This window comes from Flavobacterium filum DSM 17961, assembly GCF_000425465.1.
GTDB classification, from domain to species: Bacteria; Bacteroidota; Bacteroidia; order Flavobacteriales; family Flavobacteriaceae; genus Flavobacterium; species Flavobacterium filum.
This window is the reverse complement of sequence record NZ_KE384381.1, coordinates 187,880-211,786: the sequence shown is the minus strand read 5'-3', so window position 1 is coordinate 211,786 and position 23,907 is coordinate 187,880. Positions and strand designations below refer to the sequence as shown.

The following is a 23,907-nucleotide window of genomic DNA, read 5'->3' as shown; positions in this document are numbered from 1 at the left end:
GAAAAATACAATTAACTAAAATGAATAATCAAAATAAGCTTTTCAAAAAACTATTGCCGATACTAATCCTTGTTTTGGCTACACAAACGCTGTTTTCACAAAACATAGTTCGATACGATTTATACGTTAGGGATACTATCGTTAATTTTTCCGGAAAAGAAAAAAGAGCCATTGCGGTAAATGGTCAAATTCCCATGCCTACGCTTACTTTTACTGAAGGTGATATTGCTGAAATTTATGTGCATAACGAATTAAAGGAAAGCACTTCTTTGCACTGGCACGGACTATTTTTACCCAATAAAGAAGATGGTGTGCCTCATCTCACTCAAATGCCAATTGAACCGGGAACTACTCATAAATACACGTTTCCTATAATTCAAAACGGAACACATTGGTATCATAGTCATTCCGGTTTACAGGAACAAATCGGGATGTATGGTATGTTCATAATGAATAAAAAAGAAAATGATAAAACATTCCGAAAAGGAATCGACGATATACCAACCGTTCCAGTAATCTTAAGTGAATGGACGGATTTAAAACCAGAAAACGTTCACAGAATGTTACACAATGCTTCCGACTGGTTTGCTATAAAAAAAGGTTCTACCCAAAGTTATGCAGAAGCCATCAAACAAGGTCACTTCAAAACAAAAATTGGTAACGAATGGAAACGAATGAACGCTATGGATGTGAGTGATGTGTACTATGAAAAGTTTCTCATTAATGGTAAAAATGAAAGTCAGTTAACCCAATTTAAAGGTGGAGATAAAGTACGACTTCGCATTGCAAACGGTGGTGCGTCCTCTTATTTTTGGCTAACGTATGCCGGTGGAAAAATTACTGTAGTTGCCAGTGATGGTAACGATGTAGAGCCTGTGGAAGTTGATCGACTTTTAATTGCAGTATCAGAAACCTATGATGTCGTAGTGACAATTCCTGCTGATAACACTTCTTATGAATTTCTAGCTACTGCCGAAGACAGAACTAAATCAGCCTCTTTATATCTTGGTGGTGGTATCAAACAATTAATTTCTCCTTTACCAAAATTGAAATATTTTGAAGGAATGAAAATGATGAACGACATGATGAAAATGAACGGAGAGTTAAATGATATGGGAATGCAAATGTCATTAAATCAAATGGATATGAATGCGGTTATGTATCAGGAAATAACGGATGCTGCAAAAGACAGGAATAAGAAAAATACAGAAAGTAGCGACAGTATGAATGATCATTCCAACCATACACAAAACCACGGTAATGAAAAGGCAACAATTACAACACTTAATTATGCCATGCTGAAATCTACAGAAAAAACAACGTTACCTAAAGATGCTCCGGTAAAAGAACTTCGTTTTGAATTAACCGGAAATATGAATCGGTATGTTTGGAGTTTAGACAATAAAGTAATTTCCGAAACCGATAAAATTTTAATCAAAAAAGGTGAAAATGTCAGGATTACCCTTTACAACAATTCGATGATGCGACACCCTATGCACCTGCACGGTCACGATTTTAGAATCATTAACGGTCAGGAACAATATGCTCCATTAAAAAACGTAATGGATTTAATGCCAATGGAAACTAATGTCATTGAATTTAATGCGAATGTAGAAGGCGATTGGTTTTTCCATTGTCACATTTTATATCACATGATGGCAGGTATGGGCAGAATTTTTACTTATGAAAACCAAGAGCCAAACCCATTAATTCCCAATCCTAAATTAGCAGAACGAAAGCTATTTGCAGACGATCGAGCTTTTCACATCATGGCTGAAAATGATTTTGCTACCAATGGAAATGATGGTATGGCCATGATACAAAATACACGTTGGAGTTTAGGTGCAGAATGGCGTTTAGGCTACCACGATATGCACGGCTACGAAGCCGAATTCCATTTAGGAAGATACATAGGAAAAATGCAATGGTTGATGCCTTTTATTGGTTTCGACTGGCGATACAGAAAAATGAACGATGAAGTTGAAAAAAACATCTTCGGGCAAGAAAATACGAAAGATAGAAGAGCAGTTTTAAGTGCCGGAGTTAATTATACATTACCTATGTTAGTGATGGCACAAGCAGAAATTTTTCAAGACGGTAATGTTAGAGTACAATTAATGCGTGAAGATATTCCGGTTTCAAAACGACTTCGAATGGGATTTATGGTTAATACCGACACCGAATATATGCTTGAAGCAAAATACATTTTAAAAAGAAATTTCAGTATCAGAACACATTATGATAGCGACATGGGATTTGGAGTTGGGTTGAATTTGAATTACTAAAAAATATTTTAATTATCTTTGAAAAAACAATCAATTTCAAGATGAAAAAAATCAATTCTAAAACTTTGTTTCTACTTGTATTTACTCTTTTTACAATGTTTACAGTATCTGCTCAAAATACAAATCAAAAAGCAATAATCAAAACTGTATTACATTGTGATCATTGCAAAGTATGTGAAACCTGTGGTATGAAGTTCAAAACAGAGATGCTGAAAATAAAAGGTGTGAAAGCCTATCAATTAGATGATGAGAATATGACTTTCACAATCTTTTACAATGAAAAGAAAACAGATTTGCAAACGATTAAAGTAGCCATCTCTAAATTAGGTTATGATGCAGATGAAGTAAAAGCAGATCCTGAAGCTTATGAAAGTTTGGACGATTGTTGTAAAGCATGATTTTGCATTTCCTTTTTTAATCTAAATATGTAGATTTAGTTTAAAGTTTTCTTATATAGTGAAAAACATCCCCATTCTTTTTAATTAATTATATTGCCCCAAAAATTTATCATCTGTTTTTAAATAAAATAGTGGTATGATAAAGTTTGCATTTTCATTAAAACTATAATCTTTAAATTGAGTAATGTTTGTCATTGTTTCAATAGGAGGTGGGGAATCAATTGCTAAAAAATAACCAAACGGATTAAATGTAATTTCAGAATGTGCATTGAAAGTACCGTTCAAATTATTCCATTGTATTCCAAAAAGTCTTTTGTGTTTTGAGATTGTAATGTATAAGTAAATTTGATATTTGTCAGGAAGTGACTTGTTTTCTTTTTCTAAAATGAATTCTACTAAATTCTTATCATCTCTCAAATAACCAGAATGATCTATCGCTAAGAACATAGTTAGGATTTGCTTTAGGACGTTCAAAGGTTTATAATTTAATTCTACTAAATTTAGTTTGCTAACCCTACTTGTTTTTTCAAAATGAACATAGGCTTGTTTTACAAAGTTGGAGAAATCGTTAGCGTACCATGTTCCGGTGTTATTATTGCAACTTTCACAAAAGCAATAAGAACCTGAGCCATTATTACTTCTAAATGATTTACCATACAGGTAACTTTTTTTATCAAAAAGATGCTCATAGTTTTGTATTAAAATGGGTTTATCATTAAAAGCAGATTTCGGAGGAATGTGTTCAAATGTTAGCTCTTTGAATTGTCCGCATAAATGACAAAAGTCAATTTTTTTCTTTTTCATCTTTATAATAAACTTTTTTTCTTTATCTCAACCACCCTTGCAAATAGCGAAGTCTATCATTTGATTTCTTGTCATAAAAAAAATCATGTTTTCTGAACTCTCTCTCAAACTCGTATATCGATGAAACTTTAATAAATCCATCATCAGGTGTTTCTCTTATGCAAATACCTAATTTGAATGATTTATTGTTTTTATCAATTTTAATATATAAGGGGTTTTCATTGAGATTGATGTAATCATAAATATCAACTCCTGCTATATTTTTTAGGTCAAAACTTTTCATATTAATATAATTTAACTCCCCTCCACAATTTTAATCTCCTCCTCCGTCAACCCATACAACTCATAAACCATCCGATCAATTTCTTTGTCGGTGGCATCGATTTCATTTTTGATTGCAACCGCTTTTTGTTGCTCTTGCAAAAAGTAATCTTCCCATTCAGATTCTTCGGAAAGAGAAAGTTTTATTTTCTTTTTACCTAACTCTTTTACAAATTCTGCAAAGGTTAATTCATACCAGCTTTCTAGTTTTTTGTTAACTTCTATTCCTTCAAATTTTCGTTGCAATGTGCGTTGGAATTTTATGGATTTTTCTAATAAATCCTTGTTTAAAGAAAGCATTTGATCTGCTTTTGCAACAAATGGATTTTGATGTAAAAGTGATATTTTCTTTATTCTTGTATTTTTCAAATTTGGTGCAGAAAACAATAAATATCCTCCTGACATTCTTAAACCATCAAAAAGGCATTCAAACGTATAATTAAAAAGCTTCGAGTTTAACCAGCAAGTTATATATTCAGGCAAAAATAAATCCGAAAAATTATAAATGCAATTTGTATTTATAGAAGCATATTCAGATTTTTTATCAAAAAAAGCTTCACATTTTAAACCAATTTTTGAAATTATAATTTTTTGTGTACTGTATAAATTATGCCTATTTGTAGATATAATATTAGATGTTTTAGGTAAATAAGGTCTTAAATATTTTGTTCCTTTGTCTGTTAAAAAATCAATTCCCCATAATGAAATGTATGGATCAATCGTTCCTGTATTGATTAATTTATAGCCGTTTTCATCAGTTATTAAACTTGAATACAAGTCAGCTTCACTAGCTGTCGATGTGGCATTAATTTTACCACAATTTTCTAATGGCTCTGATTGTGAAAACACTTTAATTGTTAGGTTGATTTTATCGTTTAATAAAAAGCCTAAAATAAAATCATCTAAAATATTTAGCTTATCAGATGGATATTTATTAGAAATTAATTTTTTGGTTAAATCATCAAATTTACCAGTTATTAAATTATATGTTTTTAAAGGCAATTGGTTTCTTATAAAAGTAATAACGGGGTAGGTACTGGCATCAGCAAACACATTCTTATCACTATAATCTATTAATGAAATTAATTCATAATTTGTTAAAAGAATCTCTCGGAAAGCTTTACCATAGCTCGCAGAAAGAAATCTATTGGGGGTTATATATGCCAACAATCCGTTAGATTTAGTAATTTCTAATCCTTTTTCAAAAAAATACAAATACAAATCAACTGTCCCTTTTGCAATTTTAAATTTTGATTTTAGAAATTGATATTCACTTAATGTTGAATTTTTCTTAATATCATTTGCATTTACATAAGGCGGATTTCCAATTATCACATCAAAACCACCTTTTGCAAACACTTTCGGAAATGCTTCTTGCCAATTAAACGCTTTCTCTCCGGCAACTTCGGGGTCATCAATTAAAGAGTTGCCACATTTGATATTTCCGCTTAGGTCATTTAGTTTTCTGTTGGGTTGAGCCGTTCGCAACCATAACGAGAGTTTTGCAATCTCAACACTTTCCTCATTTAAGTCCACACCAAACAAGTTATTTTCCAAAATGCTTTTTTCAACATCACTCAAAATCATGGCATCACCAAATAATTTGGCTTGCAACTCGTCAACGTAAGCATGTTCATTAATTAAAAAGTCTAAAGCTTGGTTTAAAAACGCTCCACTACCACAAGCAGGATCACAAATAGTAATTTGCAACAACCAATTGCGGTAGGTTTGCAACCGTTCATTTAACTGTTGTACTGTTTTCTTTTGTCGTTTTTTGTCGGTTGTATAGTCTTCATCCACCAGTTGCAACTCATTTTTCTTTTCATTGCAAAGTTTGCCAATGGTATTTTCTACAATGTATTTCGTGATGTATTTCGGTGTATAAAAAACACCATCTTTTTTGCGTTTGGTTTTAGATTTATCAATTTCTTGACCTTCTAATTGGGCTTTCATTTCATCCAATTCATTCAATGAATTTTCAAAAATGTGACCTAAAATATTTACGTCAACTTCGCTTGCAAAATCATAATCAGAAAGTTTTAGAGTATGTTTATACAATAGATCATTATCAATCGTGACATGGTCTAAAATTTCATCGGGCTTAAAAAGTCCACCGTTGTAGGCATACACATCATAGCGTTTACCTTTGTAGCCCGTGTTTAGGTATTCAAAATATTTTTTAAAGCGATCATACAACGGAATGTCCACATCTCTATCTTGCAAATCTCTCCAATCACTCAAAACCAACCGAACCGAGTTAGGAGGGAGGAGGTGACGATCTTCTGCAAAAAACAAAAACAAAAAGCGATCCAATAACTTTTGAGATTTTTTGAATAAATCAATGGGTTCAAATTGCATATTGTTTGCAACCAAATTATGAAACAGTTCTCGTTTGAATAAGGAATAATCTTTATACAAACTCTTTGTAATCTGGTCTTCTTGGCTCAACGATTCCTCTTTAATCCGCTTTGCAAGGTTGTTTGCAAGATTGTTGCAACCTAAAATAAGGTATAAAACATCAAACTCAGTCTTTTTAAGTTTGAATAAATTAAACTCAATGTACTCAATGGCATTATCAATATAAAATCGAATTTTCTCAAAGTTGGAGGTGATAATATAGTTGCAATCCGGTTGATTGTTTTTATAACCAAATGCTTGACTTTCAATTTTACCTAAATCAGTAGTTTCAGTTCCTTTTAATTCGATTACTGCAATCACTTTTTCATTAATCACAATTGCACCATCGGCTTTTTTGCTGTCTTTGACGTTTTTGTATTCGGTTGTTAGATTAAAATTCGGTTGCGGATTTTTGGTGTAACCTAAGATTGCAACAAATAAGTCAAGTAAAAATTCTCCTTGATATTGTTCCTCTTTACTATTTCGGATATTGTCCTGAATAGTCACATTATGAAAATGATTCTGAAACTGAATCCATTTTTCTTGCAAAAGGTTTTTATCTTGTGTTTTTAAGTATTTTGCAATGACTGTTTGTTGAAATAACGGCATAAAAAAATGAAAAAAATTGATTCCATAAATTTAGTAAGAAATTCCGAAAAAAAATCTTTCTGTAAGAAACTGTTTTTAACAATTTAAGTTTATTACTAAATGATTTTTATTTATTTTTTGTATTGAATTTTAATATTCATGATATTATCGGAAAGTGATTTATAAAATTCCGAGCATAGTGTTTTAAAATATAAATTATATCCTAATTTGATTAGGTTAACATGAAAATAAATGAAAATTGTCCAATATGACTCGGGAATGACTTGGGATGACTCGGAATAACTCGGGAATGCCTAGAAATATCTCGGGAATATCTCGGGAATGACTCGGGAACATCTCGGGAACAACTCGGGAATATCTCGAGATGACTCGGGAACATCTCGGGATGACTCGGAAATATCTCGGGAATATCTCGGGAACAACTCGGGATGACTCGGGAACAACTCGGGAATGACTCGGGAGTAACTCGGGGAAAAAGGTATAGCTTATAAGATGTAATTCTTGAATGATCTGAAAGCATTATTGTGAATTCTAGTAAAAATTTATTTTAAAAAAATTGCGAATAAGATTTTTTCTTTAAATAATTTTATGAATAAAAAAACTGTTGAACTGTTGAAAATATATAAAGTACTTGATTTCATTGTGATTTCGATTCAACACCTTGTTGAACTTTAAAGTTTACTGTTGAAATAAAAATTACTTAAAATCGGGTATTATTAAGCTGTTTTCAACACTTCAACACCTGAAATAAAGTTTTCTTTTTTAAAGGTGTAAAAACGACCTTTTTCAATTGTGTAATTTGCTCCTGTTTTGTCATTAGGATTTAATATTTCGGTTCTGTAATATTTATAACTACTATTTGTAGGCTTTAATTTGTATTTTTCTTTGAGTAATTTTATGATGTAATTACTTTGTGCAATTACATTATTTCTTTTTAGCATATCCAATAGGTTTTTTGCGGTATAGTAAAGTTCATCTTGACCAGAATTTTCAAATTCGTCAATCAATAGTTCGTAAAGTTCTTTTTCAACGTAACTTCGATTACCGTTAATAAGATTTCCTAATGCTTGAGTATATAATTCTTCCGAATTAAACCACATTCGAGATGATGGAATAGTACTAATATTTCTACTATTCAGAAAATTTGCAAAATAGGGGACTTCAACTTTCATTTTTTGCAATAAGTTAATAACGTCTCTATTTTCCAGTGGATTGATTTTTCTAATCCAATACCTGATTTCCTCGTTATCAATTTTTATAAAACTATCTTCATTATTAGAATATAAGATGAATTTACCAAAAAAACTTTGCTCAAATTTATCTCTACCTTTTGGTTCAATTTTATTGGATTGAGCAGTTGATAAATTTTTGATTCGTTCGCTATCCTCTTTTTTGTCTAATAGCACTTCGTCAACTCCAATAATTAATTTTCCAGACCAATCGGCATTAAATCTACTTCTAAAATCGTCATTTGTGTTGATCGTCATATTAGACTCAAAAATCAATTTCAAAAGATTAATAAAGGTTGTTTTTCCGGTATTTCGTTCTGTGCTAACCAAACAAAGAATGGGTAAGATTTGTGTTGGTTTCTGCCATAAGATAGTAAGGTAATCTAACCCTAATTCAAATTGTTCCCCAAAAATGTGTTTAAGAAATTGAATGATGTTCTGGTAATTATTACCTTCTTTTAATTCATAACTCAACGGTTGATATTGATTATAACAGTTATTGACAACCTGTTCGAATTGATTGTGCGATGGTATAATACAAAAAGAATCATATTTTTTCACTTTTGCAATGGATTCTTTGCCATAATCATCAATAAGAGTTTGCCGATTCCACTTTTGCAAAATCGTTTTACCTTCTGGAGTTTCTGTTTTTTTGTAAAACTCTGTTCCTACTCGCATGTAATTGTTTAGCTCTTTCATACTAAAAATTTTAAATGTCCAGGATAACAGTTGTGATTTCTTTTTAGGTTAATAAAATGCAATATAACATCACTTAAAGAGGGATCACTTTTATAGAGTTCATTTACCTTGATTACAATTTCTAATGCCAGTTTCAAATTTGAAGTTTCAATTAATTGCTTTAAAATGCATAAATCAGAAATCGTAGAATGTGTAAACAAGTTAATTTCTTTATCTCTAATGTTATTAAATTGTAATGATTCTAATTTTGAGATAATTTTATCAAAATATTGAAGAACATTATCTATTCTTTGTTGCTGTTTAGAATGTACTGTACTCATAATTTCTATAAGTTAGAGTTTATGAATTCAGTTACCTCATCATACTTGTAAAGTACTTTTCCTCCTATTTTGTACTTTTTTAAGTAACCTTTTCGAGTAATGTCCCAAAGTTTTACAAGCGAACAGTTGAGTCGCTCCGCAGTTTCAAAGCGAGTTAGCATTTCTTTCGGTTCGGGTTTTGCAGGAGTTTGTTGAAATAAACCACGATTTGTAAGTTCATCAACAACACCGGAAATTATTCCATTTTTGAAATCTTCCGGGATTTCGATTTTAATTTCAAGATAATTTGCCATTTTATAATTTATTGGTTATAAATGGCACGAAGGTAAAATCAATTAAGGGGGAGGGGAATCCCAAAAAAACTCCCGCATGATATTTTATTGTTTTTAATTCTTTTTAAGAATTTCAGGTATAATTTTACCTAGATGTTTATGGGATGTATATTTTGAAGTATTTTCATTTGTAAATGGAGCTAAAACAGCAATATTTCTTCTAATTGAGTCCAGACTATTTTTATCTGATTTCATACCTAACAGAAAAGCGATTAAAACTTGTTGTTCAACACTGGAATATTTATTAAATTCATTAGTTTTTAAAAATCCTAAATCATGAATTAGAGCAATTTTTTTTGGCAGAGAAATTTCTACTGTAGAAATCGAATTAAATCCTTCAATTTCATTAATCATGTCTATATAAAGATTGTTTAATAAAAAATTGTGGTAATTTATATGGAAATAATTACTTTTATTATCAAATCCTGTAAGATAATCATAAATAAATTTATGATCATATTTTGCAAATTCTTTTATTATTTCAATATGGCTTATAAAATCTTTATAATCTAATTTGCTTAAATTATAGTAAAAAATAGTTCCCAGTTTATCGCCAATATTAGTTTTGGTTGAAACTTTAATTTCATCAATTTTTTGGCTTGGATAAGCCCGAAATTGTTCAAGATACATTTCTTTTTTATCGAATATTTTATCATAAATATTTTTACACATTTCTAAAATACAGAATTCAATTTTCTTTATTAATTGTTTATTAATTGTAAAATCTCCTAGGGTAGTAAACAGGTGATTTCCAAAAACTGTTGATATTTCGCTGCCAGAATGAATATTGATTTCTTCCTGCGAATATTTGTAATGAATATCTGTATTGAATTTTTCAAAAATCTTTTTTTCAATTAAAAAAAATTGTCTTTCTGCGAGGTCAAGCTTTGAAAATTCTTGAGGGTTTATGATTCCTTTAAATTTCATTTTTACGTTTATTAATTTTTTTAATTAAAAATAGTTAAATATTCATTAGAATAAAAATTTAGATATTTTTTGGGGAACATTTGGGGAATTACTAAAAACAAAAACGCTTAAAGCATTGATTTTCAATAGCTTTAAGCGAATTTTAAGTGCGGGTGATAGGACTCGAACCTACACACCTTGCGGCACCAGATCCTAAGTCTGGCGTGTCTACCAATTTCACCACACCCGCAGGGCTATAAAACAGTAGCTGTTTCAATAAGTGGGTGCAAATATAGAGATTATTTTGAATTTTATTCAAGAAGAATCAATTTTTTTACCCTTATTTTTTTCGTACTTTTGAACTTTATCATTTTTACTTTATATAATGGACAACATAAAAAACTACGTTCAACAAAACAAAGAACGATTCATAAGTGAACTGATCGATTTACTTAAAATTCCATCCGTAAGTGCTGATTCGGCTTATGCTCAAGATGTGATTGATACCGCCGAAGCCGTAAAAGCCAGCCTCGAAAAAGCCGGATGCGACTTCGTAGAACTTTGTGAAACCCCTGGTTATCCTATCGTTTATGGAGAAAAAATCATCGATAAGAATTTGCCAACCGTTTTGGTATACGGACATTACGACGTGCAACCGCCTGACCCCATGGATTTATGGACATCGCCACCGTTTGAACCCGTTATCAAAACCACTGAAATTCACCCAGAAGGAGCCATTTTCGCACGTGGTTCGTGTGATGACAAAGGGCAAATGTACATGCACGTGAAAGCATTTGAGTACATGATAGCCAACAATTGCTTGCCTTGCAACGTCAAATTCATGATCGAAGGCGAAGAGGAAGTCGGTTCAAAAAGCCTCAGTTGGTTCGTAGAACGCAACCAAGAAAAACTAGCCAACGACGTAATCTTGATTTCCGATACGGGAATGATTTCCAACCAACAACCGTCTATAACCACTGGATTACGCGGTTTAAGTTATGTTGAAGTAGAAGTTACCGGACCAAACCGTGATTTGCACTCTGGACTTTACGGAGGAGCAGTGGCAAATCCGATCAATATTTTAGCCAAAATGATTGCTTCGTTGCATGACGAAAATAACCACATCACCATTCCCGGTTTTTACGATAAAGTAGAAGAACTTTCAACCGAAGAAAGAGCCGAAATGGCCAAAGCACCCTTTTCATTAGAAAACTACAAAAAAGCACTCGATATAGAAGATATTCACGGCGAAGCCGGATATGTAACCAACGAACGCAACTCCATCCGACCAACTTTAGACGTTAACGGAATTTGGGGAGGCTACACTGGCGAAGGTGCCAAAACCGTGATTGCCAGCAAAGCCTACGCCAAAATTTCCATGCGATTGGTGCCTAACCAAGACTGGCAAGAAATCACCGAATTGTTCAAAAACCACTTCGAAAACATCGCTCCAAAATCGGTAAAAGTAAAAGTTACCCCGCATCATGGCGGTCAAGGTTACGTAACGCCAATCGACAGCATCGGTTATCAAGCGGCTAACAAAGCCTACACAGAAACCTTCGGAGTACCGGCTATTCCGGTCCGTTCCGGCGGAAGTATTCCAATTGTTGCTCTGTTCGAAAAAGAACTAAAATCCAAAACCATCCTAATGGGATTCGGTCTCGATAGCGATGCCATTCACTCGCCAAACGAACATTTCGGAATCTTCAATTACTTAAAAGGAATCGAAACCATTCCGTTGTTTTACAAATATTTTGTAGAGTTGAGTAAGTAGTATCACGCTTTTTTTGCCAAAACAGATAGCTGCGTCTTTGCGACTTTGCGAGATTATTTCACGCTAAGTCGCAAAGACGCAAAACATTAAAACCGTTTATTTTGTTGAATATGTGATATATAATTTTGTTTATTGTAATATAGTGCCAAAAAACAAAATTATTTATATATTTGTATTCAGTTTGGTAAGCATGCGAATAGTAACTTTTTCTAAAATCAAAGATTTTGTAAAGCAACATCCTAGTGCTGATGTAGCTTTGCGAGATTGGTATTATAAAACAAAACGAAGCGAATGGGATCATTTCAACGACATAAAAAACACGTTTAATTCTGTTGATTATGTTGGAAATAATCGTTTTGTTTTCAATATAAAAGGAAATGATTTTAGGTTAGTTGCCATTGTTATTTTTGCCTCAAAAAAAGTTTATATTCGGTTTATTGGAACGCATGCAGCGTATGATAAAATAGATTGCTTAAATTGTTAAATGAGATGAGAAACATTCAATCAAAAAAAGAATATCAAGCGGTTTGTGATCGTATTGAGGAGTTGTTGGCGGTTGTAACTAACGAAACTCCTTCTAACGACAATAACTTTATTGAGTTAGATTTGCTCTCTGACATGGTAGCTGACTATGAGGAACAGCATGAACCAATTGAATTGCCAACACTTGTAGAAGCCATGAAATTACGCATGTATGAACGCGGATTAAATCAAAAACGCTTGTCTGAATTATTAGGAGTCAGCACTTCTCGGGTGAGCGAATACCTCACCGGAAAAAGTGAACCACCTTTAAAGACCGCCCGTGATATTAGTCGTAAACTTGACATTGACCCAACTATAGTTTTGGGGGTTTAATCAATTTCTGTAATTAATTTACATCGTTTATTCAATTGAGTAAGCGGTTTTTTTATGGCTCCATTTCGGGCTATTCGCTGCAAGTCCTCGTCCGTTGGTTGGTTTTTTGTCGGGTTGGGCTCGGCTTCCGTTGGTCGCCGGCCCAACCCGCAAAAAACGCAACCCCCAGCCTGCGGGCTTTCCGCTGCTATCCCGAGTGCAATCTGTGCTATCAAAACATTTCAACTTGAAACTTGAAACCTGAAACAAATAAACTGAATCACAACAATTTGAAACAATTAGCGTTATTTCTCTACTAATCAATCATCATCAAAAAACAATCATCATGCTCAAAAAATTCTTCCTGCTTTGTTCGGGTGCCGACAAGCAAATTATCGAAAGTTGTTCCGATGGCGAACAAAACAAATATGCCGGAATTGGTGCAACGGTTTTCTTTACGGCCGTCATGGCTTTTATTGCTGGTAGTTATGCACTATACACCGTTTTTGACAACGTTTATACTGCAGTATTTTTTGGTTTCGTTTGGGGTTTACTTATTTTTAACCTTGACCGCTTTATTGTTTCCACCATCAAAAAAAGAGATAGCTTTCTGGATGAATTCATTCAAGCTTCACCCCGAATTGTGTTGGCAATAATCATCGCAATCGTCATTTCAAAACCATTGGAAATCAAAATTTTTGAAAAAGAAATTAATACTGTTTTGTTGAAAGAAAAGAACGAAATGGCGATGAATAATAAAAAACAAGTCGCCAATTATTTTCAAACCGACGTCGATCAAAACAAAGCTCAAATCGACAGTTTGAAATCCGACCTCTTGAAAAAAGAAAAAGAAGTCAACGATTTATATTCCGTTTACATCACCGAAGCCGAAGGAACAGCCGGAACCAAAAAACTCGGAAAAGGTCCGGTTTACAAAGAAAAACGTGAAAAACACGATGCGGCGTTGCAAGAATTAGCCACTTTAAAAACGACAAATCAAGCAAAAATCGCCGAATTAGAAGCCAAAGGGAAAACCTTGCAAGCCGATTTGGATAAAAAAGTGGCCGAAACGCAACCCATCATCGATGGTTTTGATGGATTGATGGCTCGCATCAATGCGTTGAATAAGCTACCTTGGTTGCCGTCATTTTTTATCATGTTACTTTTTTTAGCGATTGAAACGTCACCCATTATAGCCAAATTATTATCGCCACGAGGTGAATACGATTATAAACAAGAAGAAGGTGAGTGGGCGGTAAAAAATGTTTTAGCCCAAAACAAATACCAAAGCGAATTGCAAAAACAAACCGATGCATCTATCTACGATAAAGTCTATGCCGACATTCGAGAAGACAAAGGGTTATATGATTACAAGAAAAAACGAGCCATCGAATTGTTAGAATTGCAAGCTGATGGTTTTGTGGAGAAGCAGAAGAAATCACTTTAGTAAAAAAATTAAACCCTTCCAGTGTTCTAAATTCCGGAAGGGTTTTTAATTGTTTTTTGTGGTATTTCTTAAGGCAAATAAGACAACCCATTTCGGGTTTTCCAAAGGAAATATTTTTCAAATAAAACTTTATTGAAATCATAGAGCACATTTGGAATCATAATCGCAAACGTTCTGGGTTTGAATAAACTGGTAGAAAGCAATAAAACCTCTTTTTTACCGGCATCCATAATACACAATCCGGGAATTCTTCCCCAAGCTTTTTCCTTTAAATCGGTTCTGCCATTGGTGACTCGAATGATATTTTCGGCTACAATTTTTCCGGTTTCATCAGAAGGATAACCTGTTTTAGGTGAGGCAAAAGGCACTTTTCCCGGGGTAAAAGGAAGTGGTACATTCACCGCAATTCCGGCAGCCCAAACATTTGGATAATCCGGATGTCTGTAATCATCACCAACCGGAAGATAACCGGTGGGAGTCGCATATAATTCCGGTGAGTTGGTCACAAAATCTACCCCAATAAACGGTGGCATTAGCATGGTGAAATGACTAGGTAAAATTTCATCGTTGGTCAAAATCACTTTATTTTTTTGAACTTCTTTTACCCCAACTTGAGTGCGATAATTAATGTTGAACATACTCATAAAGGATTTTAGCATCGTTTCGCCCATCGGCATTCCATCGATCCCAAAGTGACCTAAATAATCTTCAGGCGTAATCCAATATAAATCTACTTTTTTACGTATGTTTTGTTCGCGAAGCCATTTTTCTATGTTAAATAAAAATTCGTAAGCAGCACCCATACAACCCGCATTTTGAGTCGCTCCAATCACAATCGGACCCGGGTTTTTCTTGAATTCTTCCAATGCCTTTCGTGTTTTCATGGCTCCATTGGGTGTGCCGATGTAATGAGCAAATTCCTCTACTCCGGGAGCAACGTCGTATTTCACTTTTGGACCTGTAGCAATAACCAAATGGTCGTAATGAAATTCACCATGGTCGGTAAAAACAGTACTGGTTTTTGGATCTACTTTAACTGCTTCGGCAACAACAAAATCAACGCCTTTTTTCTTTAGAATGGCTTCTTTTTTAAAGGAAATATCTTTGATTTCTCTTCTGCCAAGCGGCACCCAAATGAGTGAGGGAATAAACAGAAAAAGAGGAGATTTATCAATTAATATGACTTTGTGTTGCTCTTTTCCTTTTCGTTTGATTTCAAGGGCGGCCGTCATTCCGGCAAAACTCCCTCCAATTACAACTGTTGTGGTCATGATGATTAATTTTATAGTATAAAGGTACTTATCATCAACCACTTAAAAGGTAACACTTGTTACATAACACAAAAAAACCGGCTATTTGCCGGTCATTTTATTACATATAGTTCAATATTTCTCTCTTAAAATTATCGTATTCGCCTTGAAGAATTAATCCGTTGTCGAGCAGTTTTTTATAGTTTTGTAATTTTTCAAACAATTCATCTTGTGACATTTCGCTCAATTTTCTTTCAGAAGATGTGTTTGATGATGAGGATTCTGTTTTCGGTTCTACATCATCAGAGAAGTTGGCAACCGGAACAATTTCTGCAAAATGAGTGACTTCTTCGGTTTCAACTTCTTCAATTTCTTGAACTTTATCTATGGGTTGAATGGGAATTTCATCTGTCAGAATTTCATTATTCGAAATAGAAGTATTGGCAACATTATTTTTCAGAATATCCAATTGTTCTTTGGCGTATGTATATAATTTTCGGGCTTGCGTTTTGGGCAAATAATCAACGGTATGCGTTAAATCGGATTTAGTAGTAAAAGTGAATTCGGCACCCAAAATTCCTTCTTTCACAAAACTAGCCGAAATATCATCCCAATCGTAGTCAATAAATTCCATAGATAACCCAAGATTTTTGGGTTTACAAAGTAAAATTCGTTTGTTGGTTACTACAATGCTATCCGGAAAAATGGTTACAGCCGGTTTTTTTTGAACAGCTATATAACCCACTTCTTCATTAGACATTAGTAAATTATCTAGCTTAGCCGAAATTTTTTCGATTGCTTTTGGGTCTTGATCTTCGTTTAGGATTTTCTTTAAATTTTCAATCATATTTTCCTTTCAGTATTAGGTTTGCCATTTTCACTCGCAAAAATACTACCTAATTTTCTAAATTTTCAATTTCGGATTGAATTTTCTTAGTCAAGCTTTTGAAAACCAATTCATACGAATGATTAATCAATTCCCGCATCAATTTGTCATCCACGTCACTGTGAAAAGCAACCGTGTTCCAATGTACTTTACTCATGTGATACCCAGCTGTTATGGCATCATATTCCGCACGAAGTTCTACTGCTTTTTCAGGATTACATTTTAAATTTAACGAAGGCGTTCCGTTTTCCCACTCTTTTAAAGAAGTGAGGCAGAACATTTTTCCTCCGACTTTAAAAACTAATGTGTCTTCATCGAAAGGGAAGTGTTCGGTGACGGCTTTTTTGGAGAGACAATAATCATATAGTTGTTGGATGTTCATAATTAGTTGGGAGTTTATAGTTGGGAGTAAGGAGTTTATAGTTGGGTGTAAACTAAAAAATCAAATTTTTGAAGAACCAAATTTATCAGGGTTGTTCATCATATAGCGAATTAATTTTCCAATTTCATCATTTAAACTACTTAATTCAGAATGTTTTATTTCATTCAAATAGCCACAAGAAAATGAGAAATCAAGCCAAACTTGAGTTTCTGAGTTTTCAGCTTCTGTGTCTGTTAATTTACTAAAAAAGTTTTTTGGATATGTTCTTTTTCTATACGCTTCTGTTAATGTAACGGTTACACTTCTTGAACTTCGTCTTATTTGATCGGTTAATGAATATTTCTCCTCCTTCGGGAATTCTTTAGAAACTTCAAAAATCATCATCGCTAAAGCAAAGGATTTTTTATAGGCTAATAAATCTCTATAATCCATAATTTTATTTTTAACTCCTTATTCCCAACTATTTATTCATAACTATCTACTCCCAACTAAAAACTCCTTACTCCAAACTAAATAAAACCGGCTTACTCGGACTCGCATCATTTTCAAACGAAGCAATCTGCAAATTCAATAAATATGAACCATCCTTCACAGCGTCATCCACAAAAATCAATTCAGTAATCGTGGCATTTTTTTGTGCATCGTTATTTAAATCATTTACATCTTTTACGTTCCAAAAGGCTTTGTGAGCCAATAATTTGCCTTCGTCTTTTTCTTTGTCCACACTCGGTAAATCGATTAATAAATGTTGTATACCCCTTTCGCGAATAAAAGTAGCCGCATCTTCATGCAAGAAGGGCGGATTGGTGTGTGAATAATTTTTCGATTTTTTTTCGTCTAAATTGGGTAAGGTTCGAATGATAATGGCTTCCGGAATTGCATTCCCTAACGCATTTTCCACTTGACTTTTTGTAATCACAAAATCCTCTCCTTGTTGTTCCGGTTGAATGGAAATCAGTTGAGCTGTAAAGAAAAAGGTTTTCAAAGCTTGATTGATACTGAAAAATTCCTTCGTAATATGTCCCAAACATTCCGTGTGCGTTCCGTGTCCGTGCGGATTGAAAAAAATGTTATTGAAATTGGTCGTTGCTCCGCCTTTCACACTTCCCACCCAAGAACCAAAACGAACAGGTTCTATCTGCGGTTTTTCAATGTACCACGCAATCGGATTGTTTTCTGTGTTGGATAAGGGCAGCGAAATATCAATTGGTTTTGATAAATCTACTTGGAAGGTTTTGTTTTGATGGGTGATGGTTGCTGTCAATTTTTCAACTTTTTTATAACATTAAGAAATTAAGGGTGATTTCATTAAGTTTAGTTAAGACTTAATGAAGACCTTAATTTTCCTTAACTTCTTAATGTTAAAACCTTTTTCAAATTTAGTAAAAATAAATAAAGGCTTAATGAAAACCTTAATTATCCCTAACTTCTTAATGTTAAAAATTAACTTAAATTCAACATGAAAAGATCAGAAGCAATCCCATCGCTCAAAAACTTACCTTTTCGAGTGGTTCGCAAAATATTTTCATCCACAAAAAGCAAATGATCTTCAATATATTTGGTGGCTAGTTGGTTGAGGTAGTCTAAATAGGTTTGACCAAATTCGTTTAAAATTCTATCCAACGAAATTCCCCAAATGGTTCGCAAACCCGTCATCACATATTCGTTGTAGCGATCGGTTTTGGATAACGTTTCGGTTTCAATGGGCAATTTTCCTTCTTGAATGGATTTGATATACTTTGTATTATTCGACACATTCCAACCCCGTTTTTCACCATCATAACTGTGAGCCGACGGACCAATGCCGATGTATTTTTTACCCAGCCAATAACTCGAATTGTTTCTGGAAAAATAGTTTTCCTTTCCAAAATTGGATAATTCGTAGTGAATGAAACCGGCTTCTTCCAATTTTTCAACCAAAATTTCAAAATGTTCCTGAGCCACTTCATCATCCGGGACCGGAATAATTCCTTTTTGAATAAATGAATGTAATGCGGTTTTAGGTTCAACCGTCAACGCATAACTTGAAAAGTGTGGAATGCCAAAAGACAAAGCTGTTTCAATATTTTGCATCCATTTTTCATTACTCATTCCAGGAATACCATAAATCAAATCAAGGGAAATGTTGTCGAAATGTTTGGTTGCTTCTTCCAAACACTTTTTGGCTTCTTGGGCATTATGAGCCCGATTCATCATTTTCAAATCCTCTTCAAAAAAAGATTGAATGCCAATGGAGAGACGGTTTACTCCGATTACTTTGAGTTCCTCAAAGAGATTTCTCGTTCCTCGAAATGACAACTCGGAGGATAAGTCATCGGGATTAGCTTCTACTGTTATTTCAGGGTTTTCAATGACATTATAATTTTTATTCACTTCATCAATCAACAATCGCAAATCTTCAATCGTTAATATAGATGGAGTTCCTCCGCCGAAATAAATAGTTTCAACCACTTCATTTTTGAATTCCTCTTTTCGCATGGCAATTTCTTTCGCTAAAGCCAAAACCATCTCGTCTTTCTTTTTCATTGAAGTTGAAAAGTGAAAGTCGCAATAGTGACAAGCTTGCTTGCAGAAGGGGATATGAATATAAATGCCAGACATAGGTCTGGCAAATATATTTATTTTATAGAAGGGATAATTTAAAAGTTAGTTTTAAATGTACCGTTAGTGACTTCTATTGTATTAGAACCGTTGGTAGCCGTAAAACTAAATGTTCCTTCAATTACACGAACTACTCCAGAAACTATTGTATTTGAAGTAATGGTTACTGTTCCGCTAGTATTGTAACTATCATATTCTTTGGTAGTTGTATTAAATTTTGCAAGGCTTAATTTATTTACATTGCTGCCATTAAAAGTATAAGTGCCTGGTTCTATAGATTCATCTTCAAAATTCATGATAATCATTTTATCATCATCGCTGATAAATTTTCTATCAACATTCGAAAAACCATTGTCCCAAAAATCCGTTTCATACCAATTTTGACCACCAATTTTACAACTTAAACCTAGACCTTCAATTAATGGAGTTTGGTTGATATAATTAACATTGAAACTTCCGGAAATTGAAATACTATTGGATTCCAAATCATTTTCATTACTATATAATGTACCTGAGTAAGATATTTTTACTGAATTATTACTTTCGTTAATTGAAATTAAATCAAAATCAAAATAATTGGATTTAAAATATTGGTAATTGTAAAACGAATTAAAATTTTGGTCATCATAAATTACTGATTCCAAATTGCCATATTTGTTAAAACCAATTTGAATTGAAGAGCCGTCAGAGGCACTTGCATAAATAAAAAGTGATTCTTCACTTTTTTGTGCAATTACAGTACCTAGTGTAACAGTAGTTCCGTTAACAGTTAAAGCATTAGAAACTGAGCTTCCGCCACTGCTGTCAGATGAACAAGATGTTAAACCTGCTAGTACAAAAATTAAGATAAATTTTAAAATTTTCATTGTAAATAAGTTTGATTAAAAAACAAACATAAGAAAATTTTTAGTTTTAAGGTTTTTTTAACAAATATTTTTTTGTGATTTATCTCTTACTGATTTTATCCTCATTCTGTTTCACAAAAGCATCCCAACCTGAATAGCTTTTTTCTCCAATCACTTTTCCTGAATTAAAAAAATGACAAACTGCTGCCGCCAAACCATCGGTAGAATCCAAGTTTTTAGGCAATTCCTTCAAGCCTAACAACTGTTGCAACATTTTAGCCACTTGTTCTTTACTGGCATTTCCGTTACCGGTGATGGCCATTTTTATCTTTTTAGGTTCGTATTCCGTAATCGGAATTTGTCGTGACAATCCGGCTGCCATCGCAACCCCTTGAGCTCTTCCGAGTTTGAGCATAGATTGTACGTTTTTACCGAAAAAAGGAGCTTCAATCGCAATTTCGTCCGGATGATGGGTTTCAATCAGCTCGATGGTTCGTTCAAAAATGATTTTTAATTTGGTGTAATGATCGTCGTATTTGCTTAAAATCAATTCGTTCAACTGCATGAACTCCATTTTTTTGTTCACCACTTTAATTAAACCAAATCCCATAATGGTGGTTCCGGGGTCAATGCCTAATATGATGCGTTCGTTTGCCAATCTTTTTTGATAATGTTAAAGGAATCAAACGAAAAGTTTGTTTCTTTGTGTTAATGATTTCAATTTCATACAAAACTAAACAAATCCTTTTGGTTCTCATCAAACTTTTCATTGTTTGTGGAGCGGTATTTTTTTTACTTTCCGAATTAAAACAAAAACAGGAGGGAGTGAATTGGAATGTAATGGTAGACCGATTTAGCTTCATCACTTTTACAGGAATCCTTTCAATGTCTGTACTGAATTGGGTTTTGGAATGTTTGAAATGGAAAAATTTAGTATCCAGTTTTACAAAAATCACTTTTTCTAAAGCGGTTGAACAATCTCTAGGCTCTTTAACGGCCTCTATTTTTACGCCAAACAGAGTAGGAGAATATGCTGCAAAATGTTTGTATTATTCGAAAGAAAAGACAAAAAAAATAATTTTCCTCAATTTTTTAGGAAACAGTACTCAAATGTTAGTGACGGTTTTTTTTGGTATAATAGGTGTTTTATTTCTATTTATCCTTTCCCCACTTTTTGGAGATTATGAATCGTTTGAAAACAGTTATCTTTTTTGGTTGCCAATACTACTCATTTTAGGGATACTTATATTTATTTTTAAAATTAAAAAGTGGAGCTTTTATGGGTATTCCATCGAACATTTATGGGGAAGAATTAGACTTTTTCCGGCAAGGAAACACTTTGCCAATTTTCAATATTCCGTTTTGAGGTATTTGTTGTTTTCCCATCAATTTTACGTTTTATTGTTGATTTTTCATGTTGAAATTTCTTATTCGGATGCTATTTTGACGATTTTTACCATGTATTTTTTGGCTTCCATTATCCCAACAATTCACTTGATGGATGTAGTAATTAAAGGAAGTATAGCTGTTTTTTTGTTTGGAAAATTAGGCGTTGATGAATGGATTATTGTTTCTATCACCACGTTAATGTGGCTCATGAATTTAGTGCTGCCGGTTTTAATTGGTACTTTTTATGTTGTGAAATATAAGCCGTTAAACATTTCATGATGATTGTATTATATTGTATTTTCGGAATTTATTTATTGTTACTATTCGCTTTTTTGTTGGGATTTAGAAAATATAAGAAGAGTGATTTTCATGTAAATTCAGAAAGAATTACTTTTAGTATTGTGGTTCCTTTTCGAAATGAAGCAGAAAATTTAAAAGCACTACTTTTTTCTTTTCAACAGTTAAAATATCATCGAGATGATTTTGAGATTATTTTAGTCAACGATCATTCTGAAGATGATTTTCAAATTTCCGGTTTCGATTTGCCGATTGTTTTATTGAATGTATCTGAAAAATCGCTTTCGCCAAAAAAAGCAGCCATTGAATTAGCTATCCACCACTCAAAAATGAATTGGATTGTAACCACCGATGCCGATTGTTTAGTGCCTTCGGATTGGTTGATTAAGTTGTCGGACTTTATTCATCACACTTCCGCTGAAATGGTAGCCGGCCCAGTTTTTTTTCAAAAAGAGGATAATTTTTTAACTTATTTTCAGCAAATTGAAATGGCAAGTTTGCAAGCGGTTACCTTGGGTAGTTTTGGGTTAAAAAATCCATTTATGTGCAATGGAGCCAACTTTTCTTACTCAAAAACCTTTTTCAACACATTGAATGGCTTTTTAGGAAATGAACAACTTGCCAGTGGTGATGATGTTTTTCTGTTGCAAAAAGCAGTTAAAAAATTTCCTGAACGAGTACAATTTTTGAAAGATGCTAATTTTTATGTGATAACAAAAAGTGCTTCATCATGGAAAAAACTTTTTCATCAACGAGTGCGATGGGCCGGAAAATCAACGGCTTATTCTTCTTTCATGGGTAAAACGACAGCAATTGTGGTTTTTCTGACAAATAGTGCATTTATTGGAGCGTTAATTTTGCTTTTTTTTGGAAAATTTGAAGTAGTGACTTTACTGATTTTAAAAGGGTTAATCGATATTTTTCTAGCTTTTCAAGTAGCTAATTTTTATCAAATTCGATTGAAACATCTTTTTGCGACCTATTTACTCTATCCATTTTTTAGTACAGCTGTTGCAGTTTGGTCATTATTTGGTCCATTTGAATGGAAAGGAAGAAGGTACTAATTTGAGTATTTATCCGTAATTACTTAACTTGCCAACAAAAAATTACATGATACTACATTCAAAAATTGAAGGTTCTGGTAAACCGCTTTTGATTTTGCATGGTTTTCTCGGTATGTCTGATAATTGGAAAACGCTTGGTACTCAATTTGCCGATAAAGGATTTCAAGTCCACATGCTTGACTTAAGAAATCACGGAAGAAGTTTTCATTCAGATGAATTCAATTATCAAGTGATGGTTGAAGATGTTATAAATTACTGTACATTTCATCAGCTTGATAAAATAGACATTATTGGTCATTCCATGGGAGGAAAAGTAGCCATGTTTTTGGCTATAAATCATCCGGAAATGATTCATAAATTAATTGTTGCGGATATTGGTCCGAGATATTATCGTCCGCATCATCAGGATATTTTAGCCGGATTAAATGCAGTTGATTTTTCTTTAAAACCAGAAAGAAGTGAAGTGGATGAAATTTTGAAGAAATACATTCCTGATTTTGGTACTCGACAGTTTTTAATGAAAAGCTTATATTGGAAAGAACCCGGTCAATTGGCTTTCCGATTCAATTTAAAGGCTTTTAATGCAGAAATTGAGCAAGTTGGAACGGCCTTGCCTGAAGGAGCACTATTTTCGAAAGCAACTTTATTCATCAAAGGAGGCAATTCCAATTACATCAAAAATGAAGAACATGATGAAATCCGTCAATTTTTTCCTTTGGCTCAATTTGAAACTATTCTCGGAGCCGGACATTGGCTGCATGCCGAAAATCCACAATTATTTTTTTCAATTGTGAACCAATTTTTGAAAAGGTAATTTTTTTTATACATTTATAAAAAC

At 33.3% G+C, this 23,907-nt stretch carries 24 protein-coding genes and 1 tRNA gene; 9 read left to right on the top strand and 16 right to left on the bottom strand.

Annotated elements, in window-relative coordinates; genetic code table 11:
• The first annotated feature begins 20 nt into the window (after positions 1-20).
• Positions 21-2,285, top strand: a complete 2,265-nt coding sequence (locus H601_RS0113960) for a multicopper oxidase family protein (RefSeq protein ID WP_026712064.1) — start codon at positions 21-23, stop codon at positions 2,283-2,285.
• A gap of 95 nt (positions 2,286-2,380) precedes the next feature.
• A complete protein-coding gene (locus tag H601_RS0113955) occupies positions 2,381-2,683 on the top strand; it encodes a heavy-metal-associated domain-containing protein (RefSeq protein WP_156900418.1) in 303 nt (100 codons plus the stop codon).
• An 84-nt stretch (positions 2,684-2,767) separates the two neighbouring features.
• Here the strand turns inward: H601_RS0113955 and H601_RS15865 are convergent, their stop codons facing one another.
• From H601_RS15865 to H601_RS0113915, 8 genes are all read right to left on the bottom strand, one after another.
• Positions 2,768-3,487, bottom strand: a complete 720-nt coding sequence (locus tag H601_RS15865; protein WP_051220768.1) for a hypothetical protein — start codon at positions 3,485-3,487, stop codon at positions 2,768-2,770.
• A 22-nt stretch (positions 3,488-3,509) separates the two neighbouring features.
• Complete coding sequence (locus tag H601_RS0113945; protein WP_026712062.1) at positions 3,510-3,770, bottom strand: hypothetical protein; 261 nt, start codon at positions 3,768-3,770, stop codon at positions 3,510-3,512.
• 11 nt (positions 3,771-3,781) lie between these two features.
• Complete coding sequence (locus H601_RS0113940) at positions 3,782-6,814, bottom strand: Eco57I restriction-modification methylase domain-containing protein (protein WP_026712061.1); 3,033 nt, start codon at positions 6,812-6,814, stop codon at positions 3,782-3,784.
• Positions 6,815-7,530: 716 nt separating this feature from the next.
• Positions 7,531-8,742 carry a primase-helicase family protein gene (locus H601_RS0113935; protein ID WP_026712060.1) on the bottom strand — a complete coding sequence of 404 codons (1,212 nt, stop codon included), beginning with the start codon at positions 8,740-8,742 and terminating at the stop codon, positions 7,531-7,533.
• Positions 8,739-9,062: a hypothetical protein gene (locus tag H601_RS0113930; protein WP_026712059.1), complete on the bottom strand. Its 324-nt coding sequence runs from the start codon at positions 9,060-9,062 to the stop codon at positions 8,739-8,741. The genes H601_RS0113935 and H601_RS0113930 overlap by 4 nt, the downstream gene beginning before the upstream one ends.
• 5 nt (positions 9,063-9,067) lie before the next feature.
• Positions 9,068-9,355, bottom strand: a complete 288-nt coding sequence (locus tag H601_RS15860; RefSeq protein WP_035656078.1) for a helix-turn-helix domain-containing protein — start codon at positions 9,353-9,355, stop codon at positions 9,068-9,070.
• Between the two features lie 93 nt (positions 9,356-9,448).
• A complete protein-coding gene (locus H601_RS0113920) occupies positions 9,449-10,321 on the bottom strand; it encodes a hypothetical protein (RefSeq protein WP_026712058.1) in 873 nt (290 codons plus the stop codon).
• 147 nt (positions 10,322-10,468) lie between these two features.
• Positions 10,469-10,550 (bottom strand) — tRNA-Leu (locus H601_RS0113915).
• Positions 10,551-10,685: 135 nt separating this feature from the next.
• Here H601_RS0113915 and H601_RS0113910 point away from each other — a divergent pair.
• The 4 genes from H601_RS0113910 (at position 10,686) to H601_RS0113890 (ending at position 14,355) form a co-directional block, all read left to right on the top strand.
• Positions 10,686-12,074, top strand: coding sequence for a dipeptidase (locus H601_RS0113910; protein ID WP_026712057.1), 1,389 nt, complete (start codon positions 10,686-10,688; stop codon positions 12,072-12,074).
• Positions 12,075-12,264: 190 nt separating this feature from the next.
• On the top strand, positions 12,265-12,558 hold the full coding sequence (locus H601_RS0113905) for a type II toxin-antitoxin system HigB family toxin (protein ID WP_026712056.1): 294 nt from the start codon (positions 12,265-12,267) through the stop codon (positions 12,556-12,558).
• A 5-nt stretch (positions 12,559-12,563) separates the two neighbouring features.
• Positions 12,564-12,929: a helix-turn-helix domain-containing protein gene (locus H601_RS0113900; protein WP_026712055.1), complete on the top strand. Its 366-nt coding sequence runs from the start codon at positions 12,564-12,566 to the stop codon at positions 12,927-12,929.
• Positions 12,930-13,254: 325 nt separating this feature from the next.
• Positions 13,255-14,355: a DUF4407 domain-containing protein gene (locus H601_RS0113890; protein ID WP_026712053.1), complete on the top strand. Its 1,101-nt coding sequence runs from the start codon at positions 13,255-13,257 to the stop codon at positions 14,353-14,355.
• A 68-nt stretch (positions 14,356-14,423) separates the two neighbouring features.
• Here H601_RS0113890 and H601_RS0113885 read toward each other — a convergent pair whose 3' ends face one another.
• The 8 genes from H601_RS0113885 to ruvC form a co-directional block, all read right to left on the bottom strand.
• Positions 14,424-15,626: an NAD(P)/FAD-dependent oxidoreductase gene (locus H601_RS0113885; RefSeq protein ID WP_026712052.1), complete on the bottom strand. Its 1,203-nt coding sequence runs from the start codon at positions 15,624-15,626 to the stop codon at positions 14,424-14,426.
• A gap of 100 nt (positions 15,627-15,726) precedes the next feature.
• Positions 15,727-16,452, bottom strand: coding sequence for a PH domain-containing protein (locus H601_RS0113880; protein ID WP_026712051.1), 726 nt, complete (start codon positions 16,450-16,452; stop codon positions 15,727-15,729).
• 49 nt (positions 16,453-16,501) lie between these two features.
• Positions 16,502-16,873, bottom strand: coding sequence for an MmcQ/YjbR family DNA-binding protein (locus H601_RS0113875; RefSeq protein WP_026712050.1), 372 nt, complete (start codon positions 16,871-16,873; stop codon positions 16,502-16,504).
• 60 nt (positions 16,874-16,933) lie between these two features.
• Positions 16,934-17,305 carry a four helix bundle protein gene (locus tag H601_RS0113870; RefSeq protein WP_026712049.1) on the bottom strand — a complete coding sequence of 124 codons (372 nt, stop codon included), beginning with the start codon at positions 17,303-17,305 and terminating at the stop codon, positions 16,934-16,936.
• Positions 17,306-17,372: 67 nt separating this feature from the next.
• A complete protein-coding gene (locus tag H601_RS0113865) occupies positions 17,373-18,137 on the bottom strand; it encodes a cyclase family protein (protein WP_026712048.1) in 765 nt (254 codons plus the stop codon).
• Positions 18,138-18,316: 179 nt separating this feature from the next.
• Positions 18,317-19,474 carry a radical SAM family heme chaperone HemW gene (hemW, locus tag H601_RS0113860; protein ID WP_026712047.1) on the bottom strand — a complete coding sequence of 386 codons (1,158 nt, stop codon included), beginning with the start codon at positions 19,472-19,474 and terminating at the stop codon, positions 18,317-18,319.
• A gap of 38 nt (positions 19,475-19,512) precedes the next feature.
• Positions 19,513-20,340: a DUF6252 domain-containing protein gene (locus H601_RS0113855; protein WP_026712046.1), complete on the bottom strand. Its 828-nt coding sequence runs from the start codon at positions 20,338-20,340 to the stop codon at positions 19,513-19,515.
• A gap of 79 nt (positions 20,341-20,419) precedes the next feature.
• On the bottom strand, positions 20,420-20,977 hold the full coding sequence (gene ruvC, locus H601_RS0113850) for a crossover junction endodeoxyribonuclease RuvC (RefSeq protein WP_026712045.1): 558 nt from the start codon (positions 20,975-20,977) through the stop codon (positions 20,420-20,422).
• 89 nt (positions 20,978-21,066) lie between these two features.
• On the opposite strand from ruvC, the gene H601_RS0113845 reads away from it, so the two are divergent.
• The 3 genes from H601_RS0113845 to H601_RS0113835 are packed head-to-tail and all read left to right on the top strand — an operon-like array spanning position 21,067 to position 23,883.
• Positions 21,067-21,987, top strand: a complete 921-nt coding sequence (locus tag H601_RS0113845; protein ID WP_169628274.1) for a lysylphosphatidylglycerol synthase domain-containing protein — start codon at positions 21,067-21,069, stop codon at positions 21,985-21,987.
• A complete protein-coding gene (locus tag H601_RS0113840; RefSeq protein ID WP_026712043.1) occupies positions 21,984-23,069 on the top strand; it encodes a glycosyltransferase in 1,086 nt (361 codons plus the stop codon). Before H601_RS0113845 ends, H601_RS0113840 begins: the two co-directional genes overlap by 4 nt.
• 49 nt (positions 23,070-23,118) lie before the next feature.
• Positions 23,119-23,883 carry an alpha/beta fold hydrolase gene (locus tag H601_RS0113835; RefSeq protein WP_026712042.1) on the top strand — a complete coding sequence of 255 codons (765 nt, stop codon included), beginning with the start codon at positions 23,119-23,121 and terminating at the stop codon, positions 23,881-23,883.
• The last annotated feature ends 24 nt before the right edge of the window (positions 23,884-23,907 follow it).